22 protein-coding genes are annotated in these 21,756 nt (G+C 43.2%); 19 read left to right on the top strand and 3 right to left on the bottom strand.

The genetic code is table 11. The features are described from left to right. Position 1 precedes the first annotated feature (1 nt). Positions 2 to 1,318, bottom strand: a complete 1,317-nt coding sequence (locus QM968_RS02620) for an FAD-containing oxidoreductase (RefSeq protein ID WP_414382020.1) — start codon at positions 1,316 to 1,318, stop codon at positions 2 to 4. Between the two features lie 180 nt (positions 1,319 to 1,498). Between QM968_RS02620 and truB the strand changes: the two genes are divergently transcribed. The 18 genes from truB to QM968_RS02530 all read left to right on the top strand — a co-directional run bounded on the left by truB (position 1,499) and on the right by QM968_RS02530 (position 18,811). Continuing rightward, the gene (gene truB, locus QM968_RS02615) at positions 1,499 to 2,395 is read left to right on the top strand and encodes a tRNA pseudouridine(55) synthase TruB (RefSeq protein ID WP_414382018.1); all 897 of its coding nucleotides are present in this window, start codon (positions 1,499 to 1,501) and stop codon (positions 2,393 to 2,395) included. 4 nt (positions 2,396 to 2,399) lie between these two features. Then, positions 2,400 to 3,320, top strand: coding sequence for a bifunctional riboflavin kinase/FAD synthetase (locus tag QM968_RS02610; protein WP_414382016.1), 921 nt, complete (start codon positions 2,400 to 2,402; stop codon positions 3,318 to 3,320). A 171-nt stretch (positions 3,321 to 3,491) separates the two neighbouring features. Next, the gene (locus QM968_RS02605; protein WP_009732658.1) at positions 3,492 to 3,893 is read left to right on the top strand and encodes a Spx/MgsR family RNA polymerase-binding regulatory protein; all 402 of its coding nucleotides are present in this window, start codon (positions 3,492 to 3,494) and stop codon (positions 3,891 to 3,893) included. A 12-nt stretch (positions 3,894 to 3,905) separates the two neighbouring features. Then, a complete protein-coding gene (locus QM968_RS02600) occupies positions 3,906 to 4,184 on the top strand; it encodes a UPF0223 family protein (protein WP_414325271.1) in 279 nt (92 codons plus the stop codon). After that, on the top strand, positions 4,174 to 4,944 hold the full coding sequence (locus QM968_RS02595; RefSeq protein WP_414382014.1) for an inositol monophosphatase family protein: 771 nt from the start codon (positions 4,174 to 4,176) through the stop codon (positions 4,942 to 4,944). Before QM968_RS02600 ends, QM968_RS02595 begins: the two co-directional genes overlap by 11 nt. Next, a complete protein-coding gene (locus QM968_RS02590) occupies positions 4,945 to 6,249 on the top strand; it encodes an RsmF rRNA methyltransferase first C-terminal domain-containing protein (RefSeq protein WP_414382012.1) in 1,305 nt (434 codons plus the stop codon). 108 nt (positions 6,250 to 6,357) lie between these two features. Then, positions 6,358 to 7,224, top strand: coding sequence for a phosphate ABC transporter substrate-binding protein PstS family protein (locus QM968_RS02585; RefSeq protein WP_414325274.1), 867 nt, complete (start codon positions 6,358 to 6,360; stop codon positions 7,222 to 7,224). A gap of 16 nt (positions 7,225 to 7,240) precedes the next feature. Beyond that, positions 7,241 to 8,152 (top strand): phosphate ABC transporter permease subunit PstC, encoded by a 912-nt coding sequence (pstC, locus tag QM968_RS02580; protein ID WP_414382009.1) that lies wholly within the window; start codon positions 7,241 to 7,243, stop codon positions 8,150 to 8,152. Then, the gene (gene pstA, locus QM968_RS02575; protein ID WP_009732664.1) at positions 8,142 to 9,026 is read left to right on the top strand and encodes a phosphate ABC transporter permease PstA; all 885 of its coding nucleotides are present in this window, start codon (positions 8,142 to 8,144) and stop codon (positions 9,024 to 9,026) included. The genes pstC and pstA overlap by 11 nt, the downstream gene beginning before the upstream one ends. Positions 9,027 to 9,036: 10 nt before the next feature. After that, entirely contained in the window at positions 9,037 to 9,840 is an 804-nt protein-coding gene (gene pstB / locus QM968_RS02570; RefSeq protein ID WP_009732665.1) for a phosphate ABC transporter ATP-binding protein PstB, read from the top strand. 29 nt (positions 9,841 to 9,869) lie between these two features. Then, complete coding sequence (pstB, locus tag QM968_RS02565) at positions 9,870 to 10,628, top strand: phosphate ABC transporter ATP-binding protein PstB (RefSeq protein WP_003003393.1); 759 nt, start codon at positions 9,870 to 9,872, stop codon at positions 10,626 to 10,628. A 12-nt stretch (positions 10,629 to 10,640) separates the two neighbouring features. Beyond that, positions 10,641 to 11,294 (top strand): phosphate signaling complex protein PhoU, encoded by a 654-nt coding sequence (phoU, locus tag QM968_RS02560; protein WP_214259813.1) that lies wholly within the window; start codon positions 10,641 to 10,643, stop codon positions 11,292 to 11,294. A gap of 128 nt (positions 11,295 to 11,422) precedes the next feature. Continuing rightward, positions 11,423 to 13,966 carry a M1 family metallopeptidase gene (locus QM968_RS02555; RefSeq protein WP_414382006.1) on the top strand — a complete coding sequence of 848 codons (2,544 nt, stop codon included), beginning with the start codon at positions 11,423 to 11,425 and terminating at the stop codon, positions 13,964 to 13,966. 259 nt (positions 13,967 to 14,225) lie between these two features. Beyond that, positions 14,226 to 14,768 carry a hypothetical protein gene (locus tag QM968_RS02550; RefSeq protein ID WP_414382003.1) on the top strand — a complete coding sequence of 181 codons (543 nt, stop codon included), beginning with the start codon at positions 14,226 to 14,228 and terminating at the stop codon, positions 14,766 to 14,768. Between the two features lie 134 nt (positions 14,769 to 14,902). Beyond that, positions 14,903 to 15,583 (top strand): response regulator transcription factor, encoded by a 681-nt coding sequence (locus QM968_RS02545; RefSeq protein ID WP_009732669.1) that lies wholly within the window; start codon positions 14,903 to 14,905, stop codon positions 15,581 to 15,583. Then, positions 15,567 to 16,922, top strand: coding sequence for a sensor histidine kinase (locus tag QM968_RS02540; RefSeq protein ID WP_414382000.1), 1,356 nt, complete (start codon positions 15,567 to 15,569; stop codon positions 16,920 to 16,922). Before QM968_RS02545 ends, QM968_RS02540 begins: the two co-directional genes overlap by 17 nt. 28 nt (positions 16,923 to 16,950) lie before the next feature. Further along, on the top strand, positions 16,951 to 17,337 hold the full coding sequence (locus QM968_RS02535) for a VOC family protein (protein ID WP_414381997.1): 387 nt from the start codon (positions 16,951 to 16,953) through the stop codon (positions 17,335 to 17,337). Between the two features lie 91 nt (positions 17,338 to 17,428). Then, entirely contained in the window at positions 17,429 to 18,811 is a 1,383-nt protein-coding gene (locus tag QM968_RS02530) for a polysaccharide deacetylase family protein (RefSeq protein WP_414381994.1), read from the top strand. 43 nt (positions 18,812 to 18,854) lie between these two features. Here the strand turns inward: QM968_RS02530 and QM968_RS02525 are convergent, their stop codons facing one another. Then, positions 18,855 to 19,940, bottom strand: coding sequence for a DEAD/DEAH box helicase (locus QM968_RS02525; protein WP_414381991.1), 1,086 nt, complete (start codon positions 19,938 to 19,940; stop codon positions 18,855 to 18,857). Further along, a complete protein-coding gene (locus QM968_RS02520) occupies positions 19,937 to 20,917 on the bottom strand; it encodes a Gfo/Idh/MocA family protein (protein WP_414381988.1) in 981 nt (326 codons plus the stop codon). The genes QM968_RS02525 and QM968_RS02520 overlap by 4 nt, the downstream gene beginning before the upstream one ends. Positions 20,918 to 21,044: 127 nt before the next feature. Between QM968_RS02520 and QM968_RS02515 the strand changes: the two genes are divergently transcribed. Beyond that, complete coding sequence (locus QM968_RS02515) at positions 21,045 to 21,755, top strand: glycosyltransferase family 2 protein (RefSeq protein WP_414325286.1); 711 nt, start codon at positions 21,045 to 21,047, stop codon at positions 21,753 to 21,755. Position 21,756: the final 1 nt, after the last annotated feature.

Below are 21,756 nucleotides of genomic sequence, written 5' to 3'. Positions count from 1 at the left end.
TTTAAATCGCAAAGAGATCGTTTAGGTTTTCTGCCATGGTTGGGTGGGTAAAGATTTGTTTTGCGATGTAAGTGTAAGGGATCTTGTTGTCCATGGCCATGGTGATCAGGTTGATGAGTTCACCTGCGGCTTCTCCAAAGAGAGTTGCTCCAAGGATTTCTTTGGTTTCTGGGTTGACCACAGCTTTGAAAGCACCTCGAAGATCTGCATTGACATGGCCACGTGGCATGGCAGCAACTGGCAATTCTTTGACAGCGACTGGAAGCCCTTTGTCACGTGCTTCTTGCTCAGTCAAGCCGACTTGGGCCAATGGAGGAGCAATGAATAGTGTTGTCGCATAGTTTCCGCGTGTTTCGAGATTGTAGCTACCATCGCCTGTGAGGTAGTTGAAGACGATGCGGAAGTCATCGAGGGACATATAGGTGAACTGAGGCCCACCATTGACATCCCCAACTGCAAAGACACCAGGGACGCTGGTTTCCAAATGACGGTTGACTTGAATCGCTCCACGATCAGTAACTTGGATATCTGTGTTCTCAAGACCAAGACCAGCTGTATTTGGCTTACGTCCTGTTGCGTAGAGGAGGATATCGAACTCGAAGTCGCCTTTATCGGTTACAAGGGTTAAGCTAGCTTCACCATCTTTGATTTCTTGGGTATGAACGCCTTGCAAGAATTGAAAGCCATCTTCTTCAAGGTAGCCTTTTGCAAGAGCAGCAATGCTTGGCTCGATCCGTGGCAAGAATGCTTCAGAAGCGTCTAGTACCGTTACTTGGCTACCCAGGGTATTGTAGAGATGGGCAAATTCCAATCCGATTGGTCCACCACCAAGGACACCCAAGCGTTTAGGTAGATTTTCCAAACGTTGAATACCGGTTGAATCCACTGCAAACTTGCTTTCAGACAGTCCTGGGATTGGAAGGATAGTTGGCACCGCACCAGTATTAATAATAATGGTCTCAGCTGTCAATTCTTCCTTTTCCTCACCAGCTTGAATTTCGATGACCTTGTTGGAAAGGAAACGAGCTTCCGCATCGATGATGTCTACACCCGTTCCAGCAATGGTTGCGTAGTTCTTGCCATTGAGACGAGTAGTGACCGCATTTTTTTCGCTCATAGCTTGTTCAAAATCCAAGCCTTTTTCCGCGGCAACAATCAAGGTCTTGGTGGGAATACAAGCGATATTGATACAAGTACCACCATACATAGACTTGCTCTTTTCAATCAGAGCAACTTTTTTACCTTGGCTTGATAATTTCGCTGCAAGAGTTTTACCAGCTTTACCAAATCCAATAACAATAACATCATACATTAACATATGTTACACCTTCTTTCGCTTTCTATTGTATCAAACCCATTTTAAAAAGTCTGAAATCTGCTACGGGATTTTTAAAAGGCTCATCAGAACGAGGAAACAGGGACAAGAAGTCTCATTTCATGGTATAATAAAGGGTCGGTGACCGTCATGGTCACACATGAGATAGAAAGAGCAAATCAGATGGACGGAATTATTAATGTAAAAAAAGAAGCAGGCATGACTTCACATGATGTGGTCTTTAAACTGCGGAAAATTTTAGGAACAAAGAAGATTGGCCATGGTGGGACCTTGGATCCGGATGTTGTGGGCGTTTTACCCATTGCTGTAGGGAAGGCGACTCGCATGGTAGAGTTCATGCAGGATGAGGGCAAGGTCTATGAAGGAGAAATCACTCTGGGCTTTTCTACCACGACCGAGGATGCTAGTGGGGAAGTTGTCGCAGAGACTCCTGTTTTGTTTCCACTGGATGAAAAGCTTGTTGATGAAGCCATTGCCAGTCTGACAGGGCCTATCACCCAGATTCCACCAATGTACTCAGCAGTCAAGGTCAATGGGCGTAAGCTCTATGAATATGCGCGTGCAGGTGAAGAAGTGGAACGGCCGGTTCGACAGGTGACCATTTATGACTTTACGCGTACCAGTGATATTGGCTACGAGGAAGGCCTGGCCCGTTTTCGCTTCCGGGTCAAATGCAGCAAGGGTACCTATATCCGGACCTTGTCGGTGGATTTGGGCCAAAAGCTAGGCTATGCAGCCCATATGTCTCATCTGACCCGAACCAGTGCTGCCGGTTTGTCACTGGATGATGCCCTGACCCTGGAAGAGGTTGCTGAAAAAGTAGCGCAAGGAGATTTGAGCTTCCTTCATCCACTTGAGATTGGAACCGGGGATCTGGAAAAAGTAGAGCTGACAGTTGAAGAGGTTGGCGAAGTCCAAGTGGGACGCTTTATTCCAGTTGAGAGCGAAGCCAGAGAGTTAGCTGCTTTTTACCAAGGGAAATTGGTAGCTATTTTGGAAAAAAGGGAAGAACTTTACAAACCTCGCAAGGTTTTTCTGACAGAAAGTGTGTTACAATAAATTTATGAATATTCGTTTGATAACTACTGCTCATCAGATCCATGTAGACAGTGATACTGTTTTAGTCCTAGGCTATTTTGATGGCCTGCATCTGGGACATCAAGAACTCTTTAAAAAAGCCCGTCAAATGGCAGATGAAAAGGGATTAAAGGTTGCTTTGCTAACCTTCCCTGAATCTCCTAAGTTAGCCTTTGTTCGCTACCGACCGGAATTACTCCTTCATTTGCAGAGCCCTGAGGATCGGTTCCAAAAATTAAAAGAACTAGGTGTTGATGAACTCTTCCTCATTGATTTTACGACTGATTTTGCTTCAAAAACAGCAAAAGAATTTGTCGAACAGTACGTGAAAGCCTTGAGAGCTCGGGTCTTAATTGCTGGATTTGATTACAGTTTTGGTTCAGATAAAAATAATGTCTCTCATTTAGCTACTTATTTTGATGGCCAGGTTGAAGTCATTCCACCTGTATTGGATCAGGGCGAAAAAATTAGCTCAACCCGCATACGTCAAGATGTCATAAAAGGGCGTGTCAAGGAAGCTGCACGGTTGCTTGGTCATCCCTTGTCCAGTCGGGGAATTGTTGTCCATGGAGATGCGCGTGGCCGGACTATTGGTTACCCTACAGCAAATCTAGCACCAATCGATCGGACCTATCTGCCATCAGACGGGGTCTATGTGGTTGATGTCGATTTTAAAGGGCATACCTATCGGGGCATGGCTTCTGTCGGGAAGAATATTACCTTTGATGGGAAGGAGCTTCGGTTTGAAGTCAATCTTTTTGACTTTTCAGGAGACATATACGGCCATACGCTGACGGTTCATTGGTTGGACAAGATTCGGGAGATGATCAAATTTGATAGCATTCCCCAATTAGTGGCTCAATTAGAAGAGGACGAAGTGGTCGCACGAAAATGGACCAAGGATTAGGAGTTCTCCTAATCCTTTTTTCTAGGTTTTTTAGAAGAAAAATGGAAGTGCTTTCTGATTTCCAAAGAAATTCAGAAAAATCGACTAGAAATCAAAAAAGCGCTTTTCAAGCACCTAATTTTTTTGTATAATAGAGTTAGATAGTTATATATAAAAAAAGAAGTGAACCACATGATTACATTATTTTTATCACCGAGTTGTACATCATGTCGAAAAGCTCGGGCTTGGTTAAAAAAGCACGATGTTCCATTTAAAGAACACAATATTATGACAAGTCCTTTGAGCAAACAGGAGTTGACAAGTATATTGGCCTTGACCGAAAACGGAACAGACGACATTATTTCAACTCGTTCAAAAATTTTTCAAAAATTGGATGTTGATGTCGAAGATTTATCGATCTCAGCCTTGATTCATCTGATTGAGGAAAATCCAAGTCTCTTGAGGAGACCGATTATTTTAGATAACAAACGCATGCAGATTGGCTTTAACGAAGATGAAATTCGCGCCTTCTTGCCGCGCAGTTATCGCAAACAAGAGTTACGCTCTGCCACTCTAAGAGCAGAAATAAACTAAGAAGTATGTCGAATGCAAAAAAATTATAGTTACCCACTGGACTTATCGTGGAGCACTGAAGAGCTTGCTTCAGTGCTTTCTTTTTTCAATAAAGTCGAAGAAGCCTATGAAAGTAAGGTAGAGGCTAAAGAATACATGGATGCCTACCGGGCTTTTAAAAAGGTTGTGCCAAGTATCGGAGAAGAAAAACGACTTGGACGGGAGTTCGAAGAAGTGAGTGGTTATTCTCTCTATCGCGCGACCCAGGCTGCAAAGCAAAAAGAGGAAGGATGGTTTTCTCTTGAAGAATAAATTAGAGTATGCAAAACAGATCGTTTTGGAAGCAGGGGAGTATTTACGTCTTCATCTCAATGATTCCTTAATGATTACGAAAAAGACGGGGCCAACGGACTTGGTCACCCAAATGGACCAACAAGTTCAACAGGATTTGGTTGAAAAAATCAATCGTCGCTATCCCGAAGATCGGATTTTTGCGGAGGAAGATGGTCTTCGATCCCCGATTTCAGAAGGAGCGGTTTGGGTAATCGATCCCATTGATGGGACCAATAATTTTGTGACCCAAAAGGAAGACTTTGCGGTCATGGTAGCCTATTTTGAAGACGGGATTGGTCAGTTTGGTTTGATCTACGATGTCATGCGGGACCACCTCTTTTATGGTGGTGGGGAATTCCCAGTTTATCGCAATGAGGTTGAACTGACGCCCTTTGTGGATCAGCCTTTGGAGAACTTCCTGATTGCGTCAAATGTCGGTATGCTTGAGAAAAATGACTGGGGGATGGCCGATCTTGGAATGGATTCACTAGGAATTCGAGTCTATGGGAGTGCCGGCATTAGTTTTGCAAAAATTCTCTCAGGCGGTATTTTGGCTTACTTTAGCTATATCTGGCCATGGGACTATGCAGCAGCGGCGATCATGGGCGAACGGTTAGGATACATAGTCTTAAATCTAAATGGGGATAAACCCAATTACCAGACAGTGGAACCCATTATGATGGTTCCAAAAACTAAGCTAACAGAAATTCAAACCTATCTTAAGAAAGGGAGAAGTTAAATGAATTTTCCCAATGGTTTTAAAGAAAAATACCAGCATCTTCTAGGTGAGGATGCTGCTGCTTTTTTTGCGACCTTTGATCAAGAAGCGTTAGCAGCCTTTCGCACCAATCCCTTGAAAGAAGCGCAAAAAGTATTTGACGATCCCATTCCTAATACGCCTTGGGGGCACTACGGAAAGGTCTCAGGGAAATCCATCGAGCACGCAACAGGCTTGGTCTATTCGCAAGAGCCAGCAGCTCAGATAGTGGCCCAAGTCGCCCAGCCGAAACCTGGGATGAAGGTCCTAGACCTAGCCGCAGCACCTGGTGGTAAGACGACGCAACTCTTGTCTTATTTGGACAATCAAGGACTCTTGGTCTCCAATGAAATCCACAAGGGACGCTCGAAAATTCTCGTAGAGAATGTCGAACGCTTTGGTGCGCGAAATGTGCTAGTAACCAATGAGTCTGCCGATCGTCTGGCCAAAGTCTTCTCAGGCTTTTTTGATCTGATTGTACTAGACGCCCCTTGTTCAGGTGAGGGGATGTTCCGCAAGCAACCAGATGCCATGGACTATTGGTCCATCGATTATCCTCGAGAGTGCAGTCTCCTTCAAAGAGAGATTCTAGAGGATGCTCTCAAGATGTTGGTTCCGGGTGGTTTCTTGGTTTATTCAACCTGTACTTGGGCTCCTGAGGAGAATGAAGAGATCGTATCCTGGCTTCTGGAAAACTATGATCTGGAATTGGAAACTATCGAGAAGATCAATGGTATGGCAGAAGGCATTGACTATCCAGAAACGGCGCGCATGTATCCTCATCTCTTTAAAGGGGAGGGACAATTTGTTGCTAAGTTCCGCTATCTAGGAGAGAATCGACCTGCCAAAGTCCCTTCGAAGAAGGACCAATTATCTGCAGAACAAAAGAAATGGTGGCAGGAATTTGCTAAGAAACATTTTAAAGTCACACTGGAAGGGGTTCTCGAAACCTTTGGTGACGAGCTGTATTTGGTTCCTTTAGGTTTACCAGATTTGCGCAAAGTAAAAATTGCTCGAAATGGTTTGCACCTCGGAACCTTCAAGAAAAATCGTTTTGAACCTAGTTTTGCCCTTGGCCTAGCTCTAAGACCGAGAGAAGTTAAAGAGACCGTTGCCATCACACCAGAGGACTTTGTCCATTATGTGGCGGGAGAGACCATCCAATTGAAGGAAACACATCCAAATGGTTGGTACCAGGTCCTCGTTGAAGGCAATGGTTTGGGCTTTGCCAAAGTCACTGGACAGACCCTGAAAAATTTCTATCCCAAGGGCCTACGTTTTAGGTAAAATGCTAGGCAAAGAACTGGTTCTATGATATAGTGGAAGTAAAGGTTTTTTTGAAAAAAATTGACAAAAAATCGAAAGTGAAATAGTGAAATATCAAGGAGACATGATTTGAAAACGTCTAAAAAGTTAGTCTTAGGATTAGCGACGATCGCATTAGCAGGAAGCTTATCTGCTTGTGCTTCTTGGATCAATCGTGGAGAGTCTATTACAGCTGTTGGCTCGACTGCCCTACAACCTCTAGTTGAGGGAGTAGTGGACCGTTACATTGAGGAACATCCAGGTAAAATTGTGAATGTGCAAGGAGGAGGATCTGGTACAGGACTTTCTCAAGTTCAATCAGGCGCAGTTGATATCGGAAATAGTGACCTCTTTGCCGAAGAAAAATCTGGGATTGATGCTTCTAGTCTTGTCGATCACCAGGTAGCCGTAGCAGGGACAGCGATCATTGCCAATAAAAATATCTCAGTCGATAATTTGACAACTGAGCAATTGCGAAAGATTTTTACGGGTGAATATACCAACTGGAAGCAATTGGGAGGACCAAATCTTGAGATCACGATTGTGAACCGGGCTGTTGGTTCTGGTAGCCGTGCAGTCTTTGATGCCATTATCATGGATGGCAAACAACCTAAGCAGGCCCAAGAGCAAGATTCTAATGGAATGGTGAAAAATATCGTTTCCCAGACTCCAGGAGCCATCTCTTATCTGGCCTTTACCTACTTGGATAGCAGTGTCAAAACCATGAAGCTCAATGGTTATCAACCAACCAAAGCCAATGTTATCAACAATAACTGGCCAATCTGGTCTTATGAACACATGTATACCAAAGGAAAACCCAATGAGTTGTCTAAAAAATTCATTGACTACATGATGACCGATGAGATCCAGCAAAAGGTTGTTGGTAAGATGGGCTATATCCCAATCAATGATATGAAAGTCACCCGTGATTTAAAAGGGAATGTGACAAAAAAATAAAAGAATTAGGTAAAAAATGAACGAAGTAGCAAAAAAAATGCTGACGAAATCAAAAAACTCCCGCCTAGAAAAATTTGGGAAGACCATTACCTTTCTATGTATGAGTTTGATTGTTGTCGTTGTAGCCATGATTTTGATTTTTGTGGCTCAAAAAGGCTTATCGACTTTCTTTGTCAATAAAGTCAATATCTTTAGTTTTCTATTTGGGAGCTCTTGGAATCCTGCCGCAAAGGAATTCGGAGCCCTACCAATGATTCTAGGTTCCTTTATTGTAACCTTGCTTTCTGCCCTTTTGGCAACGCCATTTGCCATTGGAGCAGCTGTTTTTATGACAGAAGTTTCTCCCAAAGGAGCTCGTTTCTTGCAACCAGCGATTGAGCTTTTGGTGGGAATTCCTTCCGTTGTTTATGGATTCATTGGTCTTCAAGTCGTTGTCCCTTTCACCCGTAGTCTCTTTGGAGGGACTGGTTTTGGGATCCTCTCCGGGGTCTTTGTCCTCTTTGTTATGATCCTGCCAACAGTCACCTTTATGACGACCGATAGCCTCCGAGCTGTTCCCCGTCATTACCGGGAAGCTAGTATGGCCATGGGAGCGACCCGCTGGCAAACCATTTGGCATGTCACCCTCAAGGCAGCCCGCTCTGGAATCTTTACAGCAGTTGTCTTTGGTATGGCGCGTGCCTTCGGGGAAGCTTTGGCTATCCAGATGGTGGTCGGAAACTCGGCAGTGGTACCAACCTCGCTCACGACACCAGCTTCCACCCTCACCTCTATTTTGACCATGGGAATCGGAAATACCGTCATGGGTACGGTCAATAACAATGTTCTTTGGTCACTTGCCTTGGTATTGCTCTTCATGAGTCTTGCCTTTAACAGTGTGATTAAACTGATTACGAAAGAAAGAGGTAAGAAGAACTATGCACGCTAAACGAATGGATAAAATTGCAACAGGAGTACTGTATGCTATTTCAGGGATCATCGTTGCGATTCTTGCCTCATTGATCCTTTATATCTTGGTCCGTGGCTTGCCCCATGTATCCTGGCACTTCTTGACTGGGAAATCCTCTTCTTATCAAGCAGGAGGAGGGATCGGAATTCAATTGTATAATTCCTTTTTCCTCTTAGTCATTACCTTGGTGATTTCCTTCCCACTTTCTCTTGGGGCTGGGATTTACCTTTCTGAGTACGCTAAAAAAGGGCGCTTGACCAATTTGGTTCGTACCTGTATTGAGATCTTGTCTTCCTTGCCATCTGTTGTTGTAGGTCTCTTTGGTTACTTGGTCTTTGTTGTCCAGTTCAAATATGGATTTTCGATCATTTCAGGTGCCTTGGCCTTGACCGTCTTTAACCTGCCCCAGATGACCCGCAATATCGAAGATAGCTTGCAGCACGTCCATCATACGCAGCGTGAAGCAGGTCTAGCTCTGGGCTTGTCTCGCTGGGAAACCGTGATGCATGTCGTGGTTCCTGAGGCTCTTCCAAGCATTATCACTGGGGTTGTCTTGGCCTCAGGACGGATCTTTGGAGAAGCTGCTGCCTTGATCTATACAGCAGGCCAATCAGCTCCAGCTCTCGATTGGTCAAACTGGAATATCTTTAGTGTGACGAGTCCGATTTCGATCTTCCGTCAAGCTGAAACCTTGGCCGTCCATATCTGGAAGGTCAATAGCGAAGGAACCATTCCTGATTCCATTGAAGTCTCAGCTGGTTCTGCTGCGGTTCTTTTGATCTTTATCTTGATCTTTAACTTTGGAGCCCGCAAACTCGGAAGTTACCTTCATAAAAAACTAACATCTGCTTAAAGGAGAAGAAATGTCAAAATACAATTGGGATGAGAGACACATCATTACTTTTCCTGAAGAAAAGGTGGTCCTATCGACTAAAGATTTGCATGTCTATTATGGAACGAACGAGTCCATCAAAGGCGTTGACATGCAGTTTGAAAAGAATAAGATTACAGCCTTGATCGGTCCTTCAGGATCGGGGAAATCAACCTACCTTCGTAGTTTGAACCGGATGAATGATACCATCGATATTGCGCGTGTAACGGGTGAAATTTGGTATGAAGGAATCGATGTCAATCGCCCAGATATCAATGTCTATGAAATGCGCAAGCATATCGGAATGGTTTTCCAACGACCAAATCCTTTTGCCAAATCGATTTACAAAAATATTACCTTCCCGCATGAACGTGCTGGTGTGAAAGACAAGAAAGTCTTGGACGAATTGGTCGAAACTTCTTTGAGACAGGCAGCTCTATGGGATCAGGTCAAGGATGATCTTCATAAATCAGCACTGACACTTTCAGGTGGCCAACAGCAACGACTTTGTATCGCGCGGGCCATCTCTGTGAAGCCAGATATCTTACTCATGGATGAGCCAGCATCAGCACTTGACCCGATTGCGACAGCGCAATTAGAAGAAACCATGCTGGAGTTGAAGAAGGATTACACGATTGTCATCGTGACCCACAGCATGCAACAAGCAGCCCGTGCTAGTGATTATACCGGTTTCTTTTATCTTGGAAACCTCATCGAGTACGATAAGACTTCGAATATTTTCCAAAACGCGAAATTGCAATCGACCAACGATTATGTATCAGGTCACTTTGGATAAAGTAATATGACAATAAAAAGGAAAATAGAATGACAGAACCAATTTTGCAAGTCAAGGACTTGTCGGTTTATTACAATAAAAAGAAGGCTTTAAATAGTGTCTCCTTGGACTTTGCTCCAAAAGAGATTACAGCCTTGATTGGTCCTTCAGGATCAGGGAAATCTACCCTTTTAAAAGCCATTAACCGCATGGGGGACCTTAACCATGAGGTTACAACCACAGGCACCATCCTCTACAACGGTCACAATATCTACGGACCACGGACCGATACGGTCGAATTGCGTAAGGAAATCGGAATGGTCTTTCAACAGCCCAATCCCTTTCCAATGTCCATTTATGATAACGTGACCTACGGCTTGATGATCAATGGTGTCAAGGACAAGGCTGTCTTGGATGAGGCGGTTGAAACCTCACTGAAACGCGCTTCCATCTGGGATGAGGTCAAGGATCGCCTGCATGATTCAGCGATCGGACTTTCTGGTGGTCAACAGCAGAGGGTCTGTGTAGCGCGGGTCCTTGCGACCAGTCCAAAGATTATTCTTTTGGATGAACCAACTTCAGCGCTGGACCCGATTTCAGCTGGTAAGATTGAAGAAACCCTGTATGGACTAAAAGACCGCTACACCATGCTCTTGGTGACACGCTCCATGCAGCAAGCGAGTCGGATTTCCGATAAAACAGCCTTTTTCTTGGATGGCGATTTGATTGAGTACAATGACACCAATGAAATGTTCTTGAACCCAGCTAAGAAAGAAACAGAAGACTATGTCTCTGGTAAATTTGGATAGGAAGAAAATAAAATGTTACGAGTTCAATTTGAAGAAGATTTAGAAAAATTGCATAACCAATTTTATGCAATGGGAAATGAAGTGTTGACCCAAATCAATCGTACGGTTCGTGCTTTCGTGACCCATGACCGTGAATTGGCCCGCCAGGTCATCGAAGATGATGCGGAGATCAACGAGTACGAAGTGAAATTAGAGCGCAAATCCTTTGAGATTATTGCCCTTCAACAGCCAGTTTCACAAGACCTTCGTGTGGTTATGACGGTCTTAAAAGCGGTATCAGACTTAGAGCGGATGGGTGACCATGCGGTTTCAATCGCCAAAGCAACCATTCGCATGAAAGGTGAAGTCCGCATCCAATCTGTTGAAGAAGAGATCAGCAAGATGGGTCGTGAAGTTAAAGACTTTGTTGAAGCGACACTGGATGTTTACCTCAAAGGTGATGTGGATTTGGCTTATGACGTTGCTACACGGGACGAAGTGATCAACCATTACTTTGATAGCATTCAAGAATTGGCGACAGAAGAAATCCGGAAGAATCCAGAGTCCATCGTGACCGGACGGGATTATTTCCAAGTGATCAACTTCTTGGAACGCATCGGAGATTATGCAAAAAACATTTGTGAGTGGGTAGTTTACTTCGAAACAGGTAAAATTATCGAAATGTAGGAGTATTGAATCTTTTCGATCTCAGACAGGCATTCCAATGCTTGTCTTTTCTTTTATCTTGACTTTGTGATAAAATAGTTTTATTAGGGCTTTTAGTTGAAAAGCAAAGAAATTTAAAGGAGGAAATTATGCAAGCAGTTGCACATTTTGTAGAAACATTCGTTCCAGAACATTACGAAGTGTTTTTGGATTTAAGTCGTAAAACAAAGACTTTTAGTGGTCGTGTGGTCATTACAGGTCAGGCTAAGACCAATAAAATCTCGCTTCACCAAAAGGATTTGACCATAGAAACAGTAGAAGTAGCCGGTCAAGCCCGTCCATTTACGGTTGATGATGCCAATGAAGCAGTCTATGTTGAATTGGAAGGAACAGGTCAAGTGACAGTTACCCTGACCTATTCTGGTAAGATTACAGACAATATGACAGGGATTTACCCATCTTACTACAGAATTGATGGCGTGAAGAAGGAAGTCCTCTCTACTCAGTTTGAGAGCCATTTTGCGCGTGAAGCTTTTCCAAGTGTGGACGAGCCTGAAGCCAAAGCAACTTTCGATCTTTCTTTGAAATTTGACCAAGCAGAAGGTGAAATTGCCCTCTCAAATATGCCTGAAATCGACGTGGAAAACCGCAAAGAAACAGGCATTTGGAAATTTGCAACGACTCCACGGATGTCTTCTTACCTCCTTGCCTTTGCTGCTGGAGATCTTCAAGGAGTGACAGCTAAGACCAAGAATGGAACCCTAGTCGGTGTCTACTCTACCAAAGCTCACCCATTAGAAAACTTGGGCTTCTCATTGGATATTGCCGTTCGTGCTATTGAATTTTATGAAGACTACTATGGCGTGAAGTATCCAATCCCTCAATCCCTTCATATCGCCCTTCCAGACTTCTCTTCAGGAGCGATGGAAAACTGGGGCTTGGTAACCTACCGTGAAGTCTACCTTCTAGTAGATGAAAACTCTACGGCCCAAAGCCGTCAAACAGTAGCCTTGGTGGTGGCTCACGAATTGGCCCACCAATGGTTCGGAAACCTCGTGACCATGAAATGGTGGGATGATCTCTGGTTGAATGAAAGCTTTGCCAATATGATGGAATATGTCAGCTTGGATGCCATTGAACCAAGCTGGAATATCTTTGAAGACTTCCAAACAACTGGAGTGCCTGCTGCCTTGAAACGCGATGCTACAGATGGCGTTCAATCCGTCCATGTGGAAGTCAAACACCCTGATGAGATCAACACCCTCTTTGACCCAGCAATCGTTTACGCCAAGGGTAGCCGTCTCATGCACATGCTTCGCCGTTGGTTAGGCGATGACGCCTTCCGTAAAGGGTTGAAGATCTACTTTGAAAAACACCAATACGGCAATACTATCGGTCGTGACCTTTGGGATGCTCTTGGGCAAGCTTCAGGTCGTGATGTTGCAGCCTTTATGGATTCTTGGTTGGAGCAACCAGGATACCCTGTTGTTTCAGCTTCTGTGGAAAACGATACCTTGATCATCCGTCAAGAGCAGTTCTATATCGGAGAAAGAGAAGAAAAAGGCCGCAAGTGGGTTGTTCCGTTAAATAGCAACTGGACGGGTATTCCAGATACCTTGGAAACTGAAGTCTTAGAAATCCCAAACTATAGTGCCTTGAAAGCGGCTAACAATGGTGCTCTTCGCTTCAATACAGAAAATACAGCTCACTATATCAGTGACTACCGTGGGGAATTGTTGGAAGACATCCTTGCTGACCTTGCTAGCTTGGATAGCACTTCGAAACTACAAGTGGTTCAAGAACGCCGTCTCTTAGCGGAAAGTGGTCAAATTTCTTATGCAAGCCTCTTGCCAGTGATTGAACACTTGACAGAAGAAAGTTCCTACTTGGTTGTTTCAGCTGTTTCGAGCGTCTTAGCTGGAATCAGTCTCTTTGTGGATGAAGGAACTGAAACAGAAGCGGCCTTCCATGAGTTGTTGAAACGCTTGAACCGTTACAACTTTGAACGCTTGGGTCTAGAAGCTAAGCCTGGTGAAACAGAAGAAGACGAAAAAGTTCGTCAGCTAATGATTGCTAATATGATCAAGGCCAATGATGAAGCTGCAAAAGCTCAAGCGAGCGCTATCTTTGAAGCGCATGCAGATGATTTGGAAAAACTTCCAGCTGCCATCCGCCTGCAAATCTTGGTCAACCAAATCAAGCACCAGGAAACCAAGGAGCTTAGCCAACAATACCTGGATACTTATGTTAAGACAGTAGATGGAAACTTTAAACGCCAGTTGGCGGCTGCACTTTCTTACACTAAGGATGAGGAAACTTTGGAAGCTCTATTGAAGGAGTGGAAGAACAAGGATGTGGTGAAACCTCAGGACTTGGCTATGAGCTGGTACTACAACTTCTTGCACGATGACTTTACCCAAGGAAGAACTTGGAATTGGGCGCGTGAAAACTGGGATTGGATCAAGAAAGCCCTCGGTGGTGATATGAGCTTTGATAAGTTTGTCATCTACCCAGCTAACTGTTTCCAGACCCGTGAACGCTTAAATGAATACAAGGCCTTCTTTGAGCCTCAATTGGATGATATGGCGATCAGCCGTAATATCAAGATGGGAATTAAAGAAATCGCGGCTCGAATCGATCTTATCGGGCGGGAGAAAGCAGCTGTTGAAGCAGCGCTTCTATCCATGAAATAAGAAAATAATCGATACAAAATTTTTATATGATACCTCTTAAGTAGACATGGTAAATAACCAAAGTCTACTTAAGAGGTATTTTTATGTCTAGAAGAGAAAGATTTAGCCCATACGAGAAAGAACAGGCTAGTTTAGAATTTTTTAAGTAAAAATTTAGGCCTGTTTAAGCCTTCTAAAGTATAATCGCCTTACTTAAAGGATCGAGCTCCCTTTAAAATTTAAAATACAAGTACTTGTAAAAAAGATAAAAGGTAAAAAGATGAATCAAAAAGAAACAAAACAAGTAGTCGAAACGCAAGAATCCAAAGAAAAAATGGTCGTCCTCAAACGAAGTCCTAAGTGGTGGATCGGTATGGCAGCAGTTGGTGGATTATTGGTCGGTGCTGGAAGTGGCTTTGGGGTCGGTGTCATCGCCTCACAATCTTCCAATTCTCAACAATTTTCTCAACCGGTTCAAACGGGTCAAAACCAAGGAACCAATCAGCAACAAAATAGTCAAAATGGCCATGCTTCACAAGGAAACCAGCAAAATGGTGGCCTACAGGACGGCGGTCCTCAAGGCAGTGGTCCTCAAGGTGGTGGCCAAGGACATGGTGGTCCACAAGGCGGTGGTCCTGGTCAGATGCCACAGGAAGGCAATGGTGGCCCTCAAGGAAATGGTCCAGAAAATGGCATGAACCAATTTGGCGGACAACAAGAAGGGCACCAGGATTCCTCTAACAAGTCCAACAAAAAGAAAGCGAAGAATAAAAACAAGACAAGTGACAGTCAAAGTAACAAGGAAAACACGACAAACTCATAAAATAATCTTCCTCAGGCAGACTGAATTTGCTAGTAAAACAAGATTCGAAACTATAGGAAATGAAGTAAAGTCGTGTTATAATGATTAAGAATAGATTAGAAAGACTCACTCAGGAAAGAGAAGAGGAAGCCACGATGATTAAAATTCTATTGGTCGAAGATGACCTTGGTTTATCAAATTCAGTATTTGATTTTTTAGATGATTTTGCGGACGTCATGCAGGTCTTTGACGGAGAAGAAGGTCTTTACGAAGCAGAGAGCGGTATCTATGATTTGATTCTGCTGGACCTCATGCTTCCTGAAAAAGACGGATTCCATGTCTTAAAAGAGTTGCGTGAAAAAGGCGTGACAACCCCTGTTTTGATCATGACAGCTAAAGAAAGTCTGGATGACAAAGGGCATGGATTTGAGCTAGGAGCAGACGATTACCTCACCAAGCCTTTCTATCTTGAAGAGCTTAAGATGCGGATTCAAGCTCTCTTGAAACGTTCAGGGAAGGTCAATGAAAATACCCTCAATTATGGCAATTTAAAGGTTAATTTATCCACTAATTCGACTTACGTGGACGATAAGGAAGTGGAACTTCTTGGGAAGGAATTTGATCTTTTGGTCTATTTCCTTCAAAACCAAAATGTCATCCTTCCAAAGACCCAGATCTTCGATCGTCTCTGGGGCTTTGACAGTGACACAACTATCTCAGTGGTTGAAGTCTATGTTTCAAAAATCCGTAAGAAATTAAAAGGAACAGATTTTGTTGAGAACTTGCAAACATTGCGCAGTGTGGGGTATATCTTAAAAGATGTTAACAAGGATTAAGAAAACCGTCGGGGAAGATGATTTTTCCTACTTCATCCGATATTTTGGTCTCTTCACCTTGATATTCTCAGCCATGACCCTGATTATCATCCAGGTCATGCGCTCGAGTCTCTATACAACGGTCGATGAGAATCTCAAGACCCTGAGTCAGGATCCCTATTCCATTATAGCTATTGCCAACCGGGATCAGAAACAGTCTAATTCCAAAGAGGGTGATGAACATGAGATGATGATGCCTGATCCTGATAAATCGGAACCAAAAGGAGACGTTACTTCCAATACGACTGTTGTTCTACTGAACAAAAAATATCAAAACTTAACAACGGGAAATGGGTTTTTAAACTTCAAAACTGTAACTTTTGGTCGTAAATTGCTTAACAAGGTTTCTCAACTCCAAATCACAAATAGTTACGGGAAAAAAGAAAGTTACCGGGCTTACATGACGGATTTGGGCTTGTCTGATGACGGAGATAGCGACGTCAAGTATGCGGTTGTCATGACCAATATCAGTCAGCTAGAACAGACCAGTGAAGAGCACGAGAGTCAGATCGCACTCGTCATGATTTGCTTCTGGGGAATCTCCTTATTTGCGAGTCTCTTCCTTGCCCGTCTTAGCGTTAAGCCCCTTCTTGAGGGTATGCAAAAGCAAAAGGCTTTTGTAGAGAATGCTTCTCATGAGTTACGGACACCTCTAGCAGTTTTGCAAAATCGCCTTGAATCGCTTTTTAGAAAGCCAGAAGCGACTATTATGGAATCGAGCGAGAGTATTGCGTCCAGCTTGGATGAAGTGCGAAATATGAAACTCTTGACCACCAATCTTCTGAACATTGCCCGAAGAGATGATGGCTTGAAGCCAGAGATTGAAGATATTGAGCCAAGCTTTTTCGATCAGACTTTCTCGAATTTTGAGATTGTTGCTGAAGAAAATGATAAGATTTTTCGTGGTGACAATCAGGTGGATAAAGTCATTTGTTCGGATAAGACATTGCTCAAGCAGTTGATGACTATTCTCTATGACAACGCCTTGAAATACACCGATGAAGACGGTGAGATCCAGTTTGAAGTCCAGTTAAAGGACAAGAATCTCTTTCTAAGAGTGGTGGATAATGGTCCGGGTATTCGTGATGAGGATAAGAAACGAATCTTTGATCGTTTTTACCGGGTGGACAAGGCCAGAACTCGTCAAAAAGGTGGATTTGGTTTGGGTTTATCGCTTGCCAAGCAGATCGTTGAAGCCTTTAAAGGGACTATTCAAGTTAAAGATAACAAACCCAAGGGGACTGTCTTTGAAGTGAAGTTATCCACTAAGACGGAAAGTCGTAAAAAAAATCGTTCATAAATTTTTAAAAAAGAAAAGAGGAAATCTTATGAGTTCAAAAATGTTGCATACTTGCCTTCGTGTAGAAAACTTGGAAAAATCAATCGCTTTTTACCAAGATGCATTTGGTTTTGAGGAAAAACGTCGGAAGGATTTCCCAGACTACCAATTCACCATTGTGTATTTGGCCTTGCCTGGGGATGACTACGAGTTGGAATTAACCTACAACTATGATCATGGTCCTTATGTCATTGGAGATGGCTATGCCCACGTAGCCTTGAGTACACCAGATCTAGAAGGTTTACATGCAGAGCATAAGGCTAAAGGCTATGAAGTGACCGAACCAAAAGGTCTTCCAGGAACTCAACCGAATTACTATTTCGTAGTAGATCCAGATGGCTATAAAGTAGAAGTCATTCGCGAAAAATCAATTTGATAATAACCAGGGCGACTGTCGCCCTCTTTTTTTATGAAAACATTTACAAAAAAGGACTGTTTTTTGGAGAGAAATTTGCTATAATAAAGTTATGCGATTCAAACACACAAAAATTATTTTATTAATCCTTATAAATCTTCTTTTAGTTGGTCTTTTGTATATTGGTTACCAAAAGATTCAAAAAGCACGAGAAAACAAGGCCTATCAGGACCAATTTTCTAAGGTAACCCAGCTAGAAGGAGAGGTGGAGAAAGGAAAAAATGTTCAGCTTCAAGAAGGAATAATAGGGACCTCCTATGTGACGGCTTATTATCCTACAAAAGATGGGCAACCCGTTGCGATTATTAAAGAAAAAATCCAAGAAGATCTGAATCATTTAGGATCGGATGAGAAAACCAAGGAACCCAAGCATTTAACTTTCTACCATAGTGAAGAAGCAGCAGCTCCTTTTGTCGGCTATCATCCCATTCAGATCAAGCGGGCTGAGTATCAGTACAGAAAAGGAAAATTCATCAAAGATGAGACGGTGAAGCTGCCTCTCTTTTACTTGGATGATGAGAACAATCCTCTGACCCTCAGCCAGGTTTTTGCGGATCCAGATGGAGCTAAGCAGATCTTTTTGGAAGAGTTGCAAGGCAATCTAGCCTTTCGTCAGCTGGATGAAGAGAGCATTGAGAAAATGGTCGCTCATTTTGCAGAGTTAGATCTGAGCCAATGGGAATTTCAATATGAAAAAGGAAATTTCACCATTCCCTTTCCAACTGAGGTTAAGGGAGATGATACCTTTACTGTTCCCTTGTCTAAATTCTATGATGTGATCGATACTGAACGGTTGCTTTCTGAAGATTTGGCCTCCTATCATTCTTATATTGAAGAGCGTCATCGCAAGATGATTGCACTGACCTTTGATGATGGGCCGGATCCAACGACGACTCCTCAAGCTCTTTCTATCTTAAAGAAATACAATGCCAAAGCAACTTTCTTTATGGTTGGAAAAAATGTCAATGCTTACCCAGATATTGCCAAGCAAGTTCGTAAGGAAGGGCATCAGATTGGAAACCATACCTGGAATCACCCTCAATTACCAAAATTGAGCTTAGACGGTGCTAAAAAAGAGATTCTAGATACTCAAGAAGCCATCCAAAAAGCGACAGGCGTCCAAACGAAGATCATGCGTCCACCATACGGAGCAATTAATAGTGCCATCCAATACGGGGTGGACCAATCCTATATTATGTGGGATGTGGATAGTTTAGACTGGAAGAGCCACAATACAACAGCCATTCTGAATGAAGTAAAAAAAGCTGTCAAACCAGGTTCGATTATCCTCATGCATGATATCCATCAAACCACGATTGATGCTCTGCCAGCACTGCTTGACTATCTCAAAGCCCAAGGCTATACCTTTGTAACGGTCGATGAATTATTGAACTATCAACTTGAAAGTCATCGCATTTATTACAATGGAAATTAACGTAAAAATCCTCTGCAGTTCCATTCACTAGCAGAGGATTTTCTTATTCATTTAAAAAGAGTTGAGAATCTTTTAAGACGATTTCACGTACAGAGGCGTATTTTTTCAAGGATTTCAGTTCTTCTGGGTGGGTGATAAAGGTGACCACGTAGCCATCACGCCCCATCCGTCCTGTCCGACCGGCACGGTGGGTATAGGTCTCCACATCACGGGGGAGATCGTAGTTAATCACACATTCGAGATGTTCAATATCAATTCCGCGTGCCACCAAATCGGTAGCAAGCAAGAGGGTTAGCTGATGGTCTTTGAAGCGTTCCAGAATGACCTTGCGGTATTTGACATTGACATCACTGGCTAGAGAAACAGCATCGATATCTCTATATTGCAGTTTTTCTTCTGCGCTTCCGAGATCGGATAAGCTATTGAAAAAAACCAAGCCACGGAAATCTTCAACATGGGCGAGTTTGCGGAGCAATTCGACCTTGTCCCGCTTATCCACTTGCATGTAAAAATGTTGGATATTATCCAAAGAAACCCCATCAACCGCAATGCGAAGGGTATTTTCTTCTAGCTGGTCTGGATCGACCTTGGCTGTAGCACTCATGTAGACATATTGATGGTCGCGGGGAGCATAGTGGCTGATCTTATCGACAAAGTGGTACTGAGAATCGCTCAGTAATTGGTCAAATTCATCTAAAATGATGGTATCTACATTCATCATTTTGATCTTTTTCAGCTTGATCAGTTCAAAGATCCGACCAGGGGTCCCAACCAGGATTTCGGGTCCTTTTTTGAGGCGTTCAATCTGACGTTTTTGACTGGATCCAGAAAGGAAGAGTTGGGTCTGGAGCCCAAGAGGCTCTGCCCATTGTTTGGTGACATCAAAAATTTGTCCCGCCAACTCCGTATTAGGAGCCAAGATCAAGAGCTGTTGGGCCTTCTTAGGTTTGACTTTGAGCAAGCTAGGAAAGAGGTAGGCCAGGGTCTTTCCCGTACCAGTGGGACTGATCCCGAGGACATTTCCGCCTTCGTAGATAGGGGAGAAGATTTGCTCCTGAATGTCAGTGAAGGTATCAAATCCAAGTGTTTCTAGCTGGTCTATCCAGCTTTGTGGAAATTGTTCTTTCATTCTTTTTTATCCTTAAATTGTATTCCAGCGCTTTGGCGCATTTGGTAGAGGGTTTCATGGACCTGCTCAGCCGTTTTTAACCACTCGAGGTAAGCCGTCTCTTTTTGCCCAGCTATGGCAAGAGCAAAGGCCTCGGCCTCTTCTTGCATGACATGACTGCAGGACTCAATAGGAAGGTCGATAACCTCTCCAGAATGGCTGACGAAATGAGCCTGGTCCATTGCAGCTACAGCATTTAGGGTTAGGGTTCCAGTCTTGGTGTAGATTTCAGCAGGGAGATGACTGGTAATGTTTTTTCCCGCCTGAATAGCAACCTGAAACTCAGGATAGATCAAGATCCCTTGCCCATAGAGATCAACTGAGTTAGGTAATTGGTGAGCGGTGTAGTGACTAGAGTCTGGCGCTCCAAAAAAGCCAATGGCCAGATAGAGGCAGTAGACTCCCAGATCCATTAGAGCGCCACCTGCATAGAGATCTGAGAAAATATTAGGCATCTCATCAGCAAGGAGGGCAGGTAACTTGGAAGAATACTTGGCAAAGGTAAAGTTGGCGCCTAGTATCTCCTGGCCTGAAAGGAAGTCTTTAACGACTTGAAAGGCAGCTTCTTGGTAATTTCTAGCAGCTTCAAAGAGAAAAACATGGTGGTCTTTAGCAAGCTTCACTAGTTCTTTCCATTCAGCAGGACTCGTCACAGCTGGTTTTTCAATGATGACATGCTTCTTGGCTAGAATAGCAAGCTTGGCCTGAGCGTAGTGAAGAGAGTTGGGGCTGGCAATGTAGACTACATCCAGTTCGCTATCTAAGAAGTCCACTAAGTCAGTGTAGCAGGAGATCGCTTCATATGGGTCACAAAAATCTCGAGCTGTCTTCATTTTTCTCGAATACAAAGCCTGCAAACGATAGTGACCCGTCTGGTGAGCCGCAATTATAAATTCATGTGAAATCCAACTCGTTCCAATAATTCCAAGCCTTAGCATCAGATGTCCTCCCGCAATCGATTCACTCTATTATACCATGAAAAGGTGGAGGGGGCAGTATAAAGTAGAAAATATGCACTGATTATTGTATAATGAAGTGATATGCATAGAAGGGAAAACAATAGGAGTGAGAAATTCAGAATTACTGATCATTATTCCAGCTTATAATGAAAGTGGAAATATTGAAAAAACAATCAAGATGATTGAAGATCATACGCCCGAATTTGATTATGTCATTATCAATGATTGTTCTACAGATCATACACTTGAAATTTGTCGCAATCATCGCTATAACGTCATTGATTTACCCATCAATTTAGGTATTGGTGGTGCTGTGCAAACAGGATATCAATACGCAGTTAAAGAAGGATACCAGTATGCGGTTCAAGTGGATGGAGATGGCCAACATAATCCTGAATTTATTAGAATGATGCTTCAAGTTCTACAAGAGAAAGATGTGAATATGGTGATTGGCTCTCGTTTCATTGAAAATCAAGGTTTCCAATCCTCATTCGCGCGGCGGATTGGAATCTCATTTTTTGAAAAATTAATCAAGGTTTTGACGGGTCAAAAGGTAACAGATCCAACTTCTGGTTTACGAGTTGCTGACCGAAAAGTGATTGAGGAATTCGCCAAGCAATATCCAAGTGATTATCCAGAACCAGAGACGATTGTATCCCTCTTGACCTCGGGTTATTCCGTTGCAGAAGTACCTGTCTTGATGAATGAACGAGAACATGGTGAATCGTCTATTACCTTAAGTAAATCAGTCTATTATATGATTAAGGTGACAATGGCTATGTTAGTGGCTAGAATAGGTGGAGGATATAAGAAATAAG

Source organism: Streptococcus sp. OMI870, assembly GCF_047460295.1.
Classification (GTDB): Bacteria; Bacillota; Bacilli; order Lactobacillales; family Streptococcaceae; genus Streptococcus.
Note: the sequence above shows the minus strand (reverse complement) of the source record. Positions and strands in the feature narration are given on the sequence as shown.